General features: G+C 61.4%; 12 protein-coding genes. 8 read left to right on the top strand and 4 right to left on the bottom strand.

From position 1 onward, the window contains the following. Positions 1-41: 41 nt before the first annotated feature. Positions 42-1,742, top strand: a complete 1,701-nt coding sequence (locus tag PQV96_RS11095; RefSeq protein ID WP_273622903.1) for a long-chain fatty acid--CoA ligase — start codon at positions 42-44, stop codon at positions 1,740-1,742. A 27-nt stretch (positions 1,743-1,769) separates the two neighbouring features. On the opposite strand, the gene PQV96_RS11090 is transcribed toward PQV96_RS11095, so the two are convergent. Beyond that, positions 1,770-2,147 (bottom strand): PilZ domain-containing protein, encoded by a 378-nt coding sequence (locus PQV96_RS11090; RefSeq protein WP_207373352.1) that lies wholly within the window; start codon positions 2,145-2,147, stop codon positions 1,770-1,772. Between the two features lie 226 nt (positions 2,148-2,373). On the opposite strand from PQV96_RS11090, the gene PQV96_RS11085 reads away from it, so the two are divergent. After that, positions 2,374-2,829 carry a hypothetical protein gene (locus tag PQV96_RS11085; RefSeq protein ID WP_273622900.1) on the top strand — a complete coding sequence of 152 codons (456 nt, stop codon included), beginning with the start codon at positions 2,374-2,376 and terminating at the stop codon, positions 2,827-2,829. 46 nt (positions 2,830-2,875) lie between these two features. Here PQV96_RS11085 and PQV96_RS11080 read toward each other — a convergent pair whose 3' ends face one another. Beyond that, complete coding sequence (locus PQV96_RS11080) at positions 2,876-3,946, bottom strand: AI-2E family transporter (protein WP_273622898.1); 1,071 nt, start codon at positions 3,944-3,946, stop codon at positions 2,876-2,878. Positions 3,947-4,189: 243 nt separating this feature from the next. On the opposite strand from PQV96_RS11080, the gene PQV96_RS11075 reads away from it, so the two are divergent. The 5 genes from PQV96_RS11075 (at position 4,190) to PQV96_RS11055 (ending at position 11,837) form a co-directional block, all read left to right on the top strand. Then, positions 4,190-7,066 (top strand): 2-oxoglutarate dehydrogenase E1 component, encoded by a 2,877-nt coding sequence (locus PQV96_RS11075; protein WP_142084375.1) that lies wholly within the window; start codon positions 4,190-4,192, stop codon positions 7,064-7,066. A gap of 48 nt (positions 7,067-7,114) precedes the next feature. Next, positions 7,115-8,374 (top strand): 2-oxoglutarate dehydrogenase complex dihydrolipoyllysine-residue succinyltransferase, encoded by a 1,260-nt coding sequence (gene odhB, locus PQV96_RS11070; protein ID WP_273622895.1) that lies wholly within the window; start codon positions 7,115-7,117, stop codon positions 8,372-8,374. A gap of 117 nt (positions 8,375-8,491) precedes the next feature. Continuing rightward, complete coding sequence (gene lpdA / locus PQV96_RS11065) at positions 8,492-9,919, top strand: dihydrolipoyl dehydrogenase (RefSeq protein WP_273622893.1); 1,428 nt, start codon at positions 8,492-8,494, stop codon at positions 9,917-9,919. Between the two features lie 119 nt (positions 9,920-10,038). After that, positions 10,039-11,136 (top strand): cell division protein ZapE, encoded by a 1,098-nt coding sequence (gene zapE, locus PQV96_RS11060; protein ID WP_273622890.1) that lies wholly within the window; start codon positions 10,039-10,041, stop codon positions 11,134-11,136. Then, entirely contained in the window at positions 11,133-11,837 is a 705-nt protein-coding gene (locus PQV96_RS11055) for a hypothetical protein (protein WP_273622888.1), read from the top strand. Before zapE ends, PQV96_RS11055 begins: the two co-directional genes overlap by 4 nt. 183 nt (positions 11,838-12,020) lie before the next feature. On the opposite strand, the gene PQV96_RS11050 is transcribed toward PQV96_RS11055, so the two are convergent. Next, positions 12,021-12,818, bottom strand: a complete 798-nt coding sequence (locus PQV96_RS11050) for a PP2C family protein-serine/threonine phosphatase (protein ID WP_207373347.1) — start codon at positions 12,816-12,818, stop codon at positions 12,021-12,023. A gap of 220 nt (positions 12,819-13,038) precedes the next feature. Here PQV96_RS11050 and PQV96_RS11045 point away from each other — a divergent pair, with 220 nt between their 5' ends. Continuing rightward, positions 13,039-15,126 (top strand): DNA repair helicase YoaA, encoded by a 2,088-nt coding sequence (locus PQV96_RS11045; RefSeq protein ID WP_273622885.1) that lies wholly within the window; start codon positions 13,039-13,041, stop codon positions 15,124-15,126. Here PQV96_RS11045 and PQV96_RS11040 read toward each other — a convergent pair. Further along, positions 15,089-15,889, bottom strand: coding sequence for an outer membrane protein assembly factor BamD (locus PQV96_RS11040; protein WP_207373346.1), 801 nt, complete (start codon positions 15,887-15,889; stop codon positions 15,089-15,091). The genes PQV96_RS11045 and PQV96_RS11040 overlap by 38 nt on opposite strands. Positions 15,890-16,022: the final 133 nt, after the last annotated feature.

Below are 16,022 nucleotides of genomic sequence, written 5' to 3'. Positions count from 1 at the left end.
GTAGGCATCTAGGCTTGCAGGCAAAGGAGACTGTTCGCCCTATGCGCTCGCACCACAAGTTCTGGCCCCGTCGTCTGCCCCATGCCATCACTGTTCCATCCACCTCGCTGTGGGACAACCTGGCCATCAGCGCCCAGCGTTATCCGGACAAGGTGGCGCTGGTTTTCTTTGGTCGTACGCTGACTTATCGTCAGCTCAAGGAGGGCGCTGAGCGCCTGGCTGCCTACTTGGCGACTTTGGGTGTGAAACGGGGCGATCGCGTGGCGCTGTGCATGCAGAACTGCCCTCAACTCGTGATGGCGCACTTTGCCATTTTGCGGGCCAACGCGGTGGTGGTGCCCGTCAACCCGATGAACCGGGCCGAAGAACTCAAGCACTACATCACCGATCCCGATACCAAGATCGCCATCACCACGGGCGACCTGGCGGCTGAATGGGTTCAGGCCAGTGATGCATTGCCACCAGCCGAGCGCCTGGCGCACCTTGTCGTTACCCAGTTCACCGATGCGTTCGATGCCAACGTGAGCGGTGATGATGCTCCCCCCTCTGCGTGGGCAGACTGGCTGGGCACGCGCCACCCTTTGCCTGCGCTGCAGCAAGGCCAGGCACATGCCTGGAGCGATGCCATCGCCTGCACCAGCGAACCGCCCGCCCTGGCGGTGGGGCCGCAGGACTTGGCTTTGTTGCCCTACACCAGCGGCACCACCGGGCTGCCCAAGGGGTGTATGCACCCGCACAAAAGCATCATGCACAACGCGGTGGCCAGTGCGCTTTGGGGGGCTGGGTCGGCCGATAACGTCACCCTCGCGGTGGTGCCCATGTTCCACATCACTGGCATGGTCAGTGTGATGCATGCCTCGATCTACAGTGCTGCCACCATTGTGATCATGCCCCGATGGGACCGCGATTTGGCGGGCCGCCTGATTTCACGCTGGCAGGTGACGAACTGGACCAATATCCCCACCATGGTCATTGACCTGCTGGCCAGCCCGCATTTTGCAAGCTATGACCTGTCGAGCCTGGTCTACATCGGCGGTGGCGGCGCAGCCATGCCGCAGGCGGTAGCACAGCGGTTGCTGGAGCAATATGGGCTGCGTTATGCCGAGGGGTATGGACTGACCGAAACCGCTGCGCCGTCGCACTCCAACCCGCCTGACAATCCCAAGCAGCAGTGCCTGGGAATCCCCTTCATGAGCACTGATGCCCGTGTGATGGACCCTGACACGCTGCAGGAGGTGCCTGTGGGTGAGCAGGGCGAGATCATCATCCACGGCCCCGAGGTGTTTGAGGGCTACTGGAAGCGGCCCGACGCCACGGCTTCGGCGTTCATCGAGTTCGAGGGCAAGCGGTTTTTCCGCTCGGGCGACCTGGGGCGTATGGATGAAGACGGCTATTTCTTTTTGACGGACCGGCTCAAGCGCATGATCAACGCCAGCGGCTTCAAGGTCTGGCCGGCCGAGGTGGAGGCATTGATGTTCCGCCACCCAGCGATTCAAGAGGCCTGCATCATCGCCGCCAAGGACAGCTACCGGGGCGAAACGGTGAAGGCGGTGGTGGTGCTGCGCGCTACCCACAAGGACACCACTGAGCAGCAGATCATTGACTGGTGCCGCGAGAACATGGCGGTGTACAAGGTGCCGCGCATCGTGCAGTTTGTGCCCGCCTTGCCTAAGAGCGGCAGTGGCAAGGTGATGTGGCGCGCGTTGCAGGAAAACGAGTTGGCCGCCGAGGCAAAGGCCTGACGGCCGCCCCCGTTACCGCGCGGGGGATTACTCGGCAGAACTCGATGACTGAATGAGTTCTGCCAGATCGCGCTCCAGCAATGCGGGGTCGCCCAGTTGCAGTTCAATCAAGCGCCGCAGGTGGGTGACGCTGTCCAGGTCAATGCTTCTGCACAGCAGCCCCGCACGATTCCCATCCACATGGGCAATGCCTGCGGTCATCGAGATGCAATCCTCCGTTTCGGCCAGCGGCACGTCGAGCTGGCAGGGCATGCCGGCAGGAACCTGCGCGTTTTCAGGCAGGGTGATCAACGCACCCTTGAGAGACAAGTCCAGCACCTGCACGTTGAAGGCTGCTGTGGCCAGGGTCAACACAGCGGGTGCATCAAACTGCACGCGCACGTAGTGGCGTCGTTCATAGGGCATGGCAGGCTTTCATGAGGGGGGTTTGGCGCATGCTAATCCACTGCGCCAATCCGGTTACCAAATATTTAGTGCCGTCTGCACTTGCTATCGGTGCGTGAAGTGACGCGATAGCCGTTTCATTTTCTGGACGGCTGCCAACAGCCGCTTACAAAAAAACATCGTGGAGCAATGTTCAGCCCAGCGGAGGCGGTTACAAATGATGATGAAAGTACTTTGGAGTGAACAAATGATCGTGAATTTGTTGCCGCACAAGCTCTTGGCTGCTGGCGCAGGGCTTTTGCTGGGGTTGGCGGGCAACGTGGCTTGGGCGCAGAGCTACGTAAACGCCACCGTGGATGGACAGTTGGCGCCGGGTGTGTACGGTCGGATTCAGATCGGAAGCGGTGGTCCACCTCCGTTGATCTATGCAGAGCCCGTCATCATTCAACGGCCCCCGGTAGCGGTTCACCGCTCTCCTATTTACATGTATGTGCCGCCAGGGCATGCGAAGAACTGGGCCAAACACTGTGGGCGCTACAACGCCTGTGGTCAGCCGGTGTACTTCGTGAAAGAGCCTGGAAGCCGTCCGCCGAAGCGGGGCGGTCACCACGCGGGGCCGCAGGGCGATGACCATCGTCATGGGCACCGTGATGATCGGCACCCCCACGGCAATGGCCGGGGGCATGGTGGCCACAAGGACTGACGGATGGAAGGGAGCACGGAAGGGCTCCCTTTTTTGTTTGAGCAGATCACGCGTTGGGCGGTGGCGCTCCAGAACCTTCCGCAGGAGCAAACAGATCCCAGCAGGCCATGAAGAGGGCGGCAATGACCGGGCCGATCACAAAGCCGGTCAATCCAAACAAGGCCATGCCGCCCAAGGTGGAGATCAGCACGACATAGTCGGGCATTTTGGTGTCCTTGCCGACCAGTATCGGGCGCAGCACGTTGTCCACCAGGCCGATGACAAAAACGCCGAAGAGCGTGAGCACTGCGCTTTGCCAAATGGCCCCCGTAGCCAAAAAGTAGATGGCCACCGGCACCCAGATCAAGCCAGCCCCGACAGCGGGCAGCAACGACAGAAACGCCATGAGCACGCCCCACAGCACCGGCCCCTGGATGCCCAGAATCCAGAAAATCAGCCCGCCCAGAGCCCCTTGAGATGCTGCCACAACGATGTTGCCCTTCACAGTGGCCCGGATCACAGTGGTGAATTTGCTCACCAGCTTTCTCTTGTGGTCGTTGTCGAGCGGCGTGGCATGGTTGATGCGAAGCGCTAGAGCGCGCCCATCGCGCAGCAGGAAAAACAGCAGGTACAGCATGATCCCGAAGCCGACGAGAAATTCAAGCGTGTTTTGGCCAATATTCACCGCCTGGGAGGCCAGGAATTGGCTGGCTTGAACAGCCACGGACGAGAGCTTTTGCTGAAGCTCTTCCAAAGTGGTGAGGTTCAAGCGTTCCAGCAGCTGGGTGACCCAGGCGGGGAGCGCCGCTACCACCTGCTGAACGTAGGCCCCAAAGTTGAGTTGCCCGCTTTTGAGCCGTTCATAAATGGCCGTGGCCTCCTGTATTAATGAGACGCCGATGAGCGTCATGGGCAAAATCACCATGACCATGCACAGCCCCAGCGTGCAAAGGGCGGCCAAATTTTCGCGCCGGGGCATGCGCTGCAGCATTATGCGGTGCAGGGGGGTGAAGAGGATAGCCAGCACGATTCCCCAGAAAATTGCGCCATGGAACTGCCAGAGGATGGCGCCAAATGCGACGCTCACGATGGCCAGCAGCAGCAGAAATGCCTTGTTTTGAAGTGGGTGTTGAGTCATTTACCAGGTTGCATTCGGGCAATACAGCCCCGCAATGTACGACACGCCACCTGATTATTTCGCGGCAGAGCAAAGGCACTTTCCAGCTCGACCTTGGTCAATGCCCGGTTCAGTGGCACAATCGCCACCGCAACCCTAGGCCCTTCCCCAGCCACAGTCGCATCCGCCAACCGGTTCAGCCGTGTCGCGGAAGGTTTACCAACCAGCTAATGCTCCCTGCAGGGGAGCGGAGGTCAGCGGAATATGAGCGATACGACATCCGTCTATCAAGCCTACCAAGGCAACACCTACCTCTTCGGCGGCAATGCGCCGTATGTCGAAGAGATGTATGAAAACTACCTTGCCAATCCTGGCAGCGTGCCCGACACGTGGCGCGAGTATTTTGATGCACTGCAGCACGTACCCGCTGTGGATGGCTCCAATGCCAAGGACGTTCCGCACCTTCCCGTGGTCAACGCGTTCGCTGAGCGCGCAAAGGCTGGCGGCACCAAAGTGGTGGTTGCAAGCGCTGACGCCGAAATGGGCCGCAAGCGCACCGCCGTTCAGCAGCTGATTGCCGCCTACCGCAACGTGGGTCAGCGCTGGGCTGATCTGGACCCCCTCAAGCGCACTGAGCGCCCCAACATTCCAGAACTGGAGCCTTCGTTCTACGGCTTCAGCGACGCCGACCAGGAAACCGTGTTCGACACCAGCAACACGTTCTTCGGCAAGGACAAGATGCCCCTGCGCGAGCTGCTGAACGCGCTGCGCGAGACCTACTGCGGCACCATCGGCGTGGAGTACATGTACGCCACCGACCAGGTGCAAAAGCGCTGGTGGCAGCAAAAGCTGGAAAGCATCCGCAGCAAGCCCAACTTCTCTGCCGACAAGAAAAAGCGCATCCTGGAGCGCCTGACGGCCGCCGAAGGCCTGGAACGCTACCTGCACACCAAGTACGTGGGCCAGAAGCGCTTCTCGCTCGAGGGGGGCGAGTCCTTCATTGCCGCCATGGACGAGTTGATCAACTCCGCAGGCGCAAAGGGCGTGCAGGAAGTGGTGATCGGCATGGCCCACCGCGGCCGCCTGAACGTGCTGGTCAACACCCTGGGCAAGATGCCCAAGGACCTGTTCGCCGAGTTCGAGCACACCGCCCCCGAGGACCTGCCCGCCGGTGACGTGAAGTACCACCAGGGCTTTTCCTCCGACGTCTCCACGACCGGCGGCCCGGTGCATCTGTCGCTGGCCTTCAACCCCTCGCACCTGGAAATCGTGAACCCCGTGGTCGAGGGCTCGGTGCGCTCGCGCATGGACCGCCGCGGCGACCCCAAGGGTAAACAGGTGCTGCCCGTGCTGGTGCACGGTGACGCGGCCTTTGCCGGCCAGGGCGTGAACCAGGAAACCCTGGCCCTGTCCGAAACCCGTGGCTACACCACGGGCGGTACGGTGCACCTGATCATCAACAACCAGATCGGCTTCACCACCTCCGACCCGCGCGACCTGCGCTCCAGCACGTTCTGTACCGACATCGTGAAGATGGTCGAGTCGCCCGTGTTGCACGTCAATGGCGATGATCCAGAAGCCGTGGTGCTGGCCACCCAGCTGGCCCTGGAGTTCCGCATGGAATTCCGCCAGGACGTGGTGGTGGACATCACCTGCTTCCGCAAGCTGGGCCACAACGAGCAGGACACTCCTGCTTTGACCCAGCCGCTGATGTACAAGAAGATTGCCCAGCATCCCGGCACGCGCAAGCTGTACGCCGACAAGCTGGCTGCTCAAGGCCTGGGTGAGACTCTGGGCGATGAGATGGCCAAGGCCTACCGGGCCGCCTTGGACGCTGGCAAGCACACCGTGGATCCTGTGCTGACCAACTTCAAGAGCAAGTACGCAGTGGACTGGTCGCCCTTCCTGGGCAAGAAGTGGACGGACGCTGGTGACACCGCCATTCCTCTGACCGAGTGGAAGCGCCTGGCCGAGAAGATCACCACGATCCCCGAGACCGTTACCCCACACCAGCTGGTGAAGAAGGTATACGACGACCGCGCCGCCATGGGCCGTGGCGAGATCAACGTGGACTGGGGCATGGGCGAGCACATGGCCTTCGCATCGCTGGTGGCCTCGGGCTACCCGGTGCGCCTGTCGGGCGAGGACAGCGGCCGCGGCACGTTCACGCACCGCCACGCCGTCATCCACGACCAAAAGCGCGAGAAGTGGGACGAAGGCACCTACGTGCCGCTGCAGAACGTCGCCGAGAACCAGGCTCCGTTCACTGTCATCGACTCCATCCTGTCCGAGGAGGCCGTGCTGGCCTTCGAATACGGCTACGCCTCTAACGACCCCAACACCCTGGTGATCTGGGAAGCGCAGTTCGGTGACTTCGCCAACGGCGCGCAGGTGGTGATCGACCAGTTCATCGCCTCGGGTGAGGTGAAGTGGGGCCGCTTGAACGGCATCACGCTGATGCTGCCGCACGGCTACGAAGGCCAGGGCCCGGAGCATAGCTCGGCCCGCGTGGAGCGCTTCATGCAGCTGGCCGCTGACGCCAACATGCAGCTCGTGCAGCCCACCACGGCCAGCCAGATCTTCCACGTGCTGCGTCGCCAGATGGTGCGTGACCTGCGCAAGCCGCTGGTCATCTTCACGCCCAAGTCGCTGCTGCGCAACAAGGACGCCACTTCGCCGCTGACCGAGTTCACGAAGGGCAGCTTCCAGACGGTGATCCCTGAGCAGGATGACGCCATCGAGAAGAAGGCAGCCAAGGTCAAGCGTGTGATCGCTTGCTCGGGCAAGGTGTACTACGACCTGGTGAAGAAGCGCACCGAAAAGGAAGCCGACGACGTCGCCATCATTCGTGTGGAACAGCTGTACCCCTTCCCGCACAAGGCATTTGCCGCTGAGCTGAAGAAGTACCCCAATGCGACCGAAATCGTGTGGTGCCAGGACGAGCCCCAAAACCAGGGCGCCTGGTTCTTCATCCAGCACAACATCCACGAGAACATGCTCGATGGCCAGAAGCTGGGTTATGCCGGCCGTGCAGCCTCCGCATCGCCTGCGGTGGGTTACTCGCACCTGCACCAGGAACAGCAAAAGGCCCTGGTGGATGCCGCCTTCGCCAAGCTCAAGGGTTTTGTCCTGACCAAGTAAGGCCGGAAACCCGAATACAGAACAAAACCCTCACTGAAAGAATTTGTCATGGCTATCGTAGAAGTCAAAGTCCCCCAGTTGTCTGAATCCGTGGCGGAAGCCACCATGCTGACCTGGAAGAAAAAAGCCGGTGAAGCTGTTGCTGCCGATGAAATCCTGATCGAAATCGAAACCGACAAGGTCGTGCTCGAAGTGCCCGCACCTGCGGCTGGCGTGCTGGCTGAGCTGGTGGTGGGTGATGGCGGCACCGTGGTGTCTGACCAGGTCATCGCCAAGATCGACACCGAAGGCAAGGCTGGCGCGGCTGCGCCTGCTGCTGCCCCCGCAGCCGCAGCTGCGGCCCCTGCTGCCGCCGTGGCGGCACCTGCTGCTGGTGGCTCCAAGGGCGACGTGGCCATGCCTGCCGCCGCCAAGCTGCTGGCCGACAACAACCTGTCTGTTGGCGACGTGGCTGGCTCCGGCAAGGATGGCCGCGTGACCAAGGGTGACGTGTTGGCCGCCGTGGCCGGCGGTGCCAAGCCCGCTGTCGCTCCTAGCGTGATCCCCACAGGCGTGCCCACCAAGGCGCTGCCCCAGGTGGCAGCTCCTGCCGCCCCCAACCTGGGTGACCGTCCAGAGCAGCGCGTGCCTATGACCCGCCTGCGTGCCCGTGTGGCCGAGCGTCTGCTGCAGTCGCAATCGACCAACGCCATCCTGACCACGTTCAACGAAGTGAACATGGCACCCGTGATGGACATGCGCAAGAAGTTCCAGGACGCGTTCACCAAGGAACATGGCGTGAAGATCGGCTTCATGAGCTTCTTCGTGAAGGCGGCTGTGCACGCCCTCAAGAAGTTCCCTGTGCTGAACGCCTCTGTCGACGGCAACGACATCGTTTACCACGGCTACTTCGACATCGGCATCGCCGTGGGTTCGCCCCGTGGTCTGGTGGTGCCCATCCTGCGCAATGCCGACCAGATGAGCTTTGCCGAGATCGAGAAGAAGATCGCCGAGTTCGGCAAAAAGGCTGCCGAAGGCAAGCTGGGTATTGAAGAATTGACTGGCGGCACGTTCTCGATTTCGAACGGCGGCACTTTTGGCTCGATGATGTCTACCCCCATCATCAACCCACCCCAGTCCGCCATCTTGGGCGTGCACGCGACCAAGGACCGCGCTGTGGTGGAAAACGGCCAGATCGTGATCCGTCCGATGAACTACCTGGCAATGTCTTACGACCACCGCATCATCGACGGCCGCGAAGCCGTGCTGGGCTTGGTCGCCATGAAGGAAGCGCTGGAAGACCCAGCCCGTCTGCTGTTCGACATCTGATCGAGCTTTGACACCCGTCCTCTGAAACCGGAACCCACCTGTGAAGCCCCTGGCGCAAGCACTGCGCGGCGCTATTCACCGGTGGGTTTTTCTTCAACTGAATCAACGAGATTTCTTATGAGCAAGCAATTCGACGTCATCGTCATCGGTGGTGGCCCTGGTGGCTACATCGCGGCCATCCGTGCCGCCCAGCTGGGCAAGACTGTGGCCTGTATCGACGAATGGAAGAACGAGAAGGGTGGCCCCGCACCCGGCGGCACCTGCACGAACGTGGGCTGCATTCCCTCCAAGGCATTGCTGCAATCTTCCGAACACTTCGAGCACGCCAACCACCACTTTGCGGACCATGGCATTTCCGCCAAGGACATCAAGATCGATGTGGCCAAGATGATCGGCCGCAAAGATGCAGTGGTGAAGCAGAACAACGACGGCATCCTGTACCTGTTCAAGAAGAACAAGGTCAGCTTCTTCCACGGCCGTGGTTCGTTCGTGAAGGCTGCCGAAGGCGGCTATGAGATCAAGGTGGCTGGCGCCGCCGAAGAAACGCTGGTGGGCAAGCACATCATCGTTGCCACGGGTTCCAACGCCCGCGCGCTGCCTGGCGTGCCATTTGACGAAGTGAACGTGCTGTCCAACGACGGCGCACTGCGCATTGGTGCCACCCCCAAGAAGCTGGCCGTGATTGGCTCGGGCGTGATTGGCCTGGAGATGGGCTCTGTGTGGCGCCGTCTGGGCGCGGATGTCACCATTCTGGAAGGCCTGCCCACGTTCCTGGGTGCCGTGGACGAGCAGATCGCCAAGGAAGCCAAGAAGGCGTTCGACAAGCAAGGCCTGAAGATCGAACTGGGCGTGAAAGTGGGTGAGATCAAGAACAGCAAGTCCGGCGTGAGCATTGCCTACACCAATGCCAAGGGTGAAGCCCAGACATTGGACGCCGACAAGCTGATCGTCTCCATCGGCCGCGTGCCTAACACCATTGGCCTGAACGCCGAAGCCGTGGGCCTGCAACTGGGCGAGCGTGGCGAGATCGTGGTGGACGGCGATTGCAAGACCAACCTGCCCGGCGTGTGGGCTGTGGGTGACGTGGTGCGTGGCCCGATGCTGGCGCACAAGGCGGAGGAAGAAGGCGTTGCCGTGGCCGAGCGCATTGCTGGCCAGCATGGTCACGTCAACTTCAACACCATCCCCTGGGTCATCTACACCAGCCCCGAGATCGCTTGGGTGGGCCGTACCGAGCAGCAGCTCAAGGCCGATGGCGTGAAGTACAAGGCGGGCACGTTCCCCTTCCTGGCCAACGGGCGCGCACGCGCACTGGGCGACACGACTGGCATGGTCAAGTTCCTGGCCGACGCAACCACAGACGAAATCCTGGGCGTGCACATCGTGGGCCCCATGGCCTCCGAGCTGATCTCTGAAGCCGTGGTGGCCATGGAGTTCAAGGCCAGCGCCGAAGACATCGCGCGCATTTGCCACGCCCACCCGTCCCTGAGCGAAGCCACCAAGGAAGCTGCTCTGGCCGTGGACAAGCGCACACTGAACTTCTGACTTCAGAATTTCAGTCAAAATAGCCGCTAGCGCACTATGGGTAAGCGCTGGCAGCTATTAAATTAATAGCTAACCCTCGCGCCACTGCGGGGGTTAGCCTTTTCTGAGGCATCAACACCGTGAGCGTCAAACAGGCGTACCTGGCCGAGCTGGCCGCCAAAGGCTTTCAAAGTGACCCTGCGCAGCTGCGTGCGATCGACGCTTTGCAGCGCTGTGCCGACGATTGGGCAGCGTACAAGTCCAAACGGTCGAATGCCCTCAAGAAGCTGCTGAACCGGCCCGACATCCCGAAGGGTGTTTACATGTACGGCGGGGTGGGGCGCGGAAAAAGTTTTTTGATGGACTGCTTTTTCAATGCGGTGCCCATCAAGCGCAAGGTGCGCCTGCACTTTCACGAATTCATGCGCGAGGTGCATCGTGAGCTGGTGGCGCTGCAGGGCACGGTGAACCCCCTGGATGTGCTGGGCGCCCGCATTTCCAAGCGCTACAAGCTCATTTGCTTCGACGAGTTTCACGTCGCTGACATCACGGACGCGATGATCCTGCATCGCTTGCTGGTGTCCCTGTTTGACAACGGTGTGGGGTTTGTGACCACCTCGAACTTCGTGCCCGATGGCCTGTACCCAGACGGTCTGCACCGTGACCGCATTCTTCCCGCAATTGCCCTGCTCAACGAGCGCATGGAAGTCGTCAACGTAGACAACGGCACAGACTACCGTCGCCGTGCGTTGGAGCACGTCAAGCTCTATCACACCCCGCTGGGGCCCGAGGCTGACGCGGCCATGAACGAGGCATTCAACCAGCTGGCAGAGGTGCATGACGAAGACCCGGTGCTGCACATCGAGGCGCGCGAGATTCGTGCGCGCCGCAAGGCAGGCGGGGTGGTGTGGCTTGACTTCAACGCGCTGTGCGGTGGCCCGCGTTCGCAGAACGATTACCTTGAAATAGCCGCCCAGTTCCATACGGTGCTGCTGTCGGGTGTTCCCTACATGCCAGTCAACATGGCTTCGCCGGCACGCCGTTTCACCTGGCTGATCGATGTGCTGTATGACCGCCGCGTCAAGCTGATCGTCTCGGCTGCCGTGCCGCCAGAGCAGTTGTATACCGAGGGGCCGCTGTCCCACGAGTTTCCTCGCACGGTATCGCGCCTGAATGAAATGCAGTCCAAAGAATTCCTGGATCTGGAGCGGCGCTTGGTGGACACGGGGCTGACATGAAAGCGCGACAACTCATCACCTTATCGGTTCTTGCTCTCTGGTTGGGGGTGGCCGGAGCCCAGTCGGGCGAGCAGGAGGCTCATGGTCAACTTGCCTCAGCAGGTCTAGAGGCTTCGGCAGCAGCCCAGCGGGATGCCGAGCGCGCAGCGATTGAGCAGGTTCGCCGACGCAACGCAGAGCAGCGCACGCAAGCGCAAACGAAGTGCTACCAGTTGTTTGCGGTGGAGGATTGCTTGCGTGATGTTCGCAACCAGTGGCGAGAGGTCGAGTCCCGGCTGCGCGCGCGCGAGGTTCAGCTCAATGATGCCGAGCGCAAGGAAAAAGCCCAGCAACGTCTTCGGCAAATCGAGGAGAAGCAGGCCTCAGCTGCTGCGGCGACGACACCGCCTGCATCGGCTGTGGTGCGCAAGGCTGAACCGACAGGCAGGTCTGGGGCACGTGAAAATACCGCCGGTTCCGTGAAGCTGCGTGACCGCGAAGCCGCAGCCCGTGCCAGCCAGCAACGCGAGCGTCAGCAAAGCCAGGCGGCAGAGCAAGCGTTGCGGGAGAAGGAATCGGCAGAGCGAGCGGCCCAGGCCCGTCAGAGGCAGCTGGAGGTGGAGAAGGCCGCTCAAGCCCGCCGCGCAAAGCGCGAGCAGGAGAAGGCGGATGCTGCAGCCAATGGACACAAGCCAGCGGCTACCCTGCCTACGCCTCCTTGAGAGGCGTTGAGCCTGGAGAGTGATCGGCTGACCGTCTTTTAGGTCGGCACAGCGTGCCAGCTACTCGCTTTGCATGAGCTGGAGCACTCTTGGCTAGAAGCAGGGCAGAACGCATACCGCCTGCATCACGGCCATTGCCATGTACTGGTTTGGGTGGATGGGGGCCACTGGCACCCATTTCTTTCAAGGCGCGGTGGAAGCCAGGCGCGGTATCTTTTTCTCTTCGACCAATGCTTCGATCTTGACGATGACCAGCGACAGGTTGTCGCCGCCGCCTCGGGCTCGTGAGCGTGCTTTCTCGATCAGAAATTCCGTCGCTTCGCGCGGGGAGAGCGAATCGACCACGGAGGCCAGCTCGGTGGGCGAGAAGTAGTGCCACACGCCGTCACTGCAGGCCAGCAGGACATCCCCTGGGCGCAATTGCGAAATCATGTGGGTTGTGGCCGGCGGGTCACTTTCTGTGCCCAGGCACCCGACCAGAATGTTCGAATGCGGATGGTTGTTGGCTTCAGCCTCCGTCAGCTCTCCGCGATCTACCAGCGCCTGAACGTAGGAGTGGTCACTGGTACGGTGGATGAGCCGACCACCCTGGAAATGGTAGATGCGTGAATCCCCGGCGTGCACCCAGTGGCAGTCGCCCCGCGGATTGATGAGGAATGCCGCAATGGTGCTGTGCGGTTCCTGCTCTGCCGAAATGGCGGTCAGCCGAATGACGATGTGCGCTTCTTCCACCATGGCTTTGAGCATGGCGGCAGGGTCGTCGGTTTCGGGGGAGTAGCGCTCAAAAAGCTGGCGGGCCGTCATCATGACCTGGTCAGACGCTTTGCGCCCACCACTGCGCCCGCCCATGCCGTCCGCCACAACCCCCAGCACGCAGCCGTTGTGACGGCTGTGAGAAATCAAGGACACCTGATCCTGCTGGTACTCCCGGTCCCCTTTGTGGATACCGGTGGAGGCGATAAGACGGAACGCTTTGGTCATTCTGAAGATTGTGGTGCGTGCGGGAGCGCTGCCGGTCGTTTTGGGGTGCTGAGCCGCTTATTATCGGCGCGCCTGTGGCATTTTCGCCATTTTGGTGTGCACCGGACTTTGGTGAAAAGTACGGCAAGCTCCCTCTGCTCCAACATCTCCTCACAAATTCACTGGTTGGCCCCGTTTCGCCAGCGCACCTGGTGCACTGGAACATCTGCTTGAGATACGCATGACGATGACCGATTCCCAGACCTCAGCTGTGGAGCTTTGCGCCATGGTGGAGTCGGTGTTTTCCGTGGACGGCGTGTTGGCACGGGCGGACCCGCATTACCAGCCGCGGGAAGGTCAGCTGGCCATGGCCCAGGCTGTAGCCCATGCGATGGGAGCAGGGGAGGTGTTGGTGGCCGAGGCAGGTACTGGTGTGGGTAAAACCTATGCGTACCTGGTGCCCGCCTTGCTCAGCGGTGAGCGGGTGCTGTTGTCCACGGCCACCAAGGCATTGCAGGACCAGTTGTTTTCACGCGATATTCCCCGCCTTGTGCAGGCGCTGGAGGTTCCCGTGCGTGTGGCGTTGCTCAAAGGGCGCAGCAGCTACCTGTGCTTGCACCGCCTTGGTATGGCGCGCCATGCCGTGGGGGGCGAGTCGCCGCAGCAGATCCGTGTGCTCGCAAAGATTGAAGAGTGGTCACGCAGCACCCGCAGCGGCGACTTGTCGGAGCTCACGGGCCTGGACGACCGGTCGCCCGTCATTCCCTGGGTCACTTCAACGCGCGAAAACTGCCTGGGCAGCCATTGCCCCAATGCCAAGGACTGCCACGTGAACCAGGCCCGCCGGCAAGCCATGGCCGCCGATCTGGTGGTGGTCAACCACCACCTGTTTTTTGCCGACATGGCCGTGCGCGAGTCGGGGGTAGCAGAGCTGTTGCCATCAGTGCGCGTGGTGGTGTTTGACGAGGCGCACCAGCTCAGCGATGCAGGCCTTCAGTTTTTGGGGATTCAACTATCGACCGGGCAGTTCGTTGAATTTGCCCGCGATGCGCTCTCAGCCGGTCTGGCGCATGCCCGTGGCTATGCCGATTGGCCACAACTTGCAGTTGGCCTGGAAGGCGCGGTCTTGCGGTGGCGCCATGCAGCGGGCGATGGTCTTGCATCTTCAGGAAAGCGCGGCTGGGCACAAGGTGCGCCCGACGGTGTTGTTGCACCTGACTGGGAAGCTGCCATGGCAGCGGTGCTCCAGTCATGCAGCCTGCTGGCGCAGGCGCTGGACGCGTACCATGACATCGCCCCGGACATCACCCGCCTGTCGGAGCGCGGTACGTCCCTGTTGGCGCGCCTGGAGCGCTTTGGCCAGCCTTGCCCGCAGGGCAGTGTGCGGTGGCTTGATGTGGGCGGCGGCTTGCGGCTCGTGGAGTCCCCCCTGGATATTGCCGATGCCATGCGCACCCGTTTTTTGCCCCAGCCGCAAGAAAGTGTGGACGACGATGGCTGGCCTGCCACCAGTGAAGGCCTGGGGCGGGCGTGGATCTTCACCTCTGCCACGCTGGGCCATGATGCAGAGCTTTCATGGTTTGTGAAACGCTGCGGATTGGAAGGGGCGCGCATTTTGCGAGTACCCAGCCCATTTGACTACGCCGCGCAGGCCGCTATGTATGTGCCTGAGGATTTCCCGTCACCCTCCGACCCACGGCACGGTAGCGCTGTGGCTGCGCTGGTCGCGAATGCTGCCATGTCGCTGGGTGGTCGAACCCTGGTCCTTACGACAACGCTGCGCGCTATTGCAGTGATTGCCCAGGTGCTGCGGCAGCAGTTGGCGCAACTGGGTTCATCCCTGGAGGTGCTGGCGCAAGGGGAGTGGCCCAAACTTCGTCTGATGGAGCGGTTCCGCGCAGGGGCAGGGCCACAGGGCGGCTGCATTCTCGTGGCTTCCGCCAGTTTTTGGGAGGGGTTTGATGTGCCAGGGGACGCGCTGCAATTGGTGGTAATTGACAAGCTGCCCTTCCCCCCGCCGGGTGACCCTCTGGTGGAGGCCCGTACCTTGCAGATCGAGCAGTCTGGCGGTAGTGCGTTCAAAGAATACGCGCTTGCAGAAGCTGCCGTGGCGCTCAAACAAGGGGCCGGACGCCTGATTCGCCACGAAAGCGACCGAGGCGTTCTGGTCGTTTGCGATTCACGCCTGGTGCGCATGGGTTACGGCAAACGACTGATTGCCGCGCTGCCGCCCATGCGGCGGCTGTCAGGTGCTGAGGAATTTCATGCTGCCCTGGAAGACTTGGCGTCTGTCACCAGAACTTCCACCACGGATCAGACTTTTCTCTGAACTTGCCGTCGCGCAAGTAGGTGCTTTGAGGATAAGAGGCGCTCATCACGCGGCGAGCGTCGTCGCGCAGTTGCGTCATGCCCAGTGCGTCGTATGAGCGGATCAGGATGAACAGCGCTTCTTCCAGCGCAGGCACATCCTTGTAGTCGGCCAGCGCCACCTGCGCGCGGCTGATGGCTGCAACGTAAGCGCCGCGCTCATAGTAGTAGCGCGCCACATGAACTTCGTACTGGGCTAGCGAATTGACGATGTACGTCATGCGCTGACGTGAGTCCTGAGCGTAACGCGACTCAGGAAAACGGGTGACCAGCTCGTTGAAGGACTCAAACGAGTCCTTGGCCGCTTTTTGGTCGCGCTCCGACAGGTCTTGGCGCGAAATCCAGGAGAACAGTCCGAGGTTGTCATTGAAGTTGACCAAGCCCTTAAGGTACAGCGCGTAGTCCAGCGCGGGACTGGCGGGGTGCAACTTCATGAAGCGATCGAGCGTTGCAATGGCCTGGGCTTTTTCGCCGCCTTTGTACTGTGCGTAGGCTTTATCGAGCTGCGCCTGTTGCGCCAGCGGAGTGCCTGCCGCACGGCCTTCGAGCTTTTCCAGCAGCGGGACGGCCTTGTCGTAGGCACCGCTGTTCATTTCGTCCTTGGCTTCAGAATGAATGCGGTTCGGACTCCAGCCCGCGGTTTTGTCTTCTGGCGTGCTGGAACACCCGGCAAGCGCGAGAGATACAAGCACAACGGAGCAAACAGGCAGGGGAGCAAAACGCATCGCAAGCAGCTTTCAGGCAATTAGAGGAACGCATCTTCCGAGATAGTTCGAATCGCTCTGTGGGAGCGTTCCACCCACCAAGGCAATGGACCGAGTCGGCATTGTAATGGCCCTGTTTGTGCCCGACATTGGG

It is taken from the genome of Acidovorax temperans (genome assembly GCF_028596105.1).
In the GTDB taxonomy this organism is placed as follows: Bacteria; Pseudomonadota; Gammaproteobacteria; order Burkholderiales; family Burkholderiaceae_C; genus Acidovorax; species Acidovorax temperans.
The sequence above is the reverse complement of the archived record's forward strand: the minus strand, read 5'-3'. Positions and strand labels throughout refer to the sequence as shown.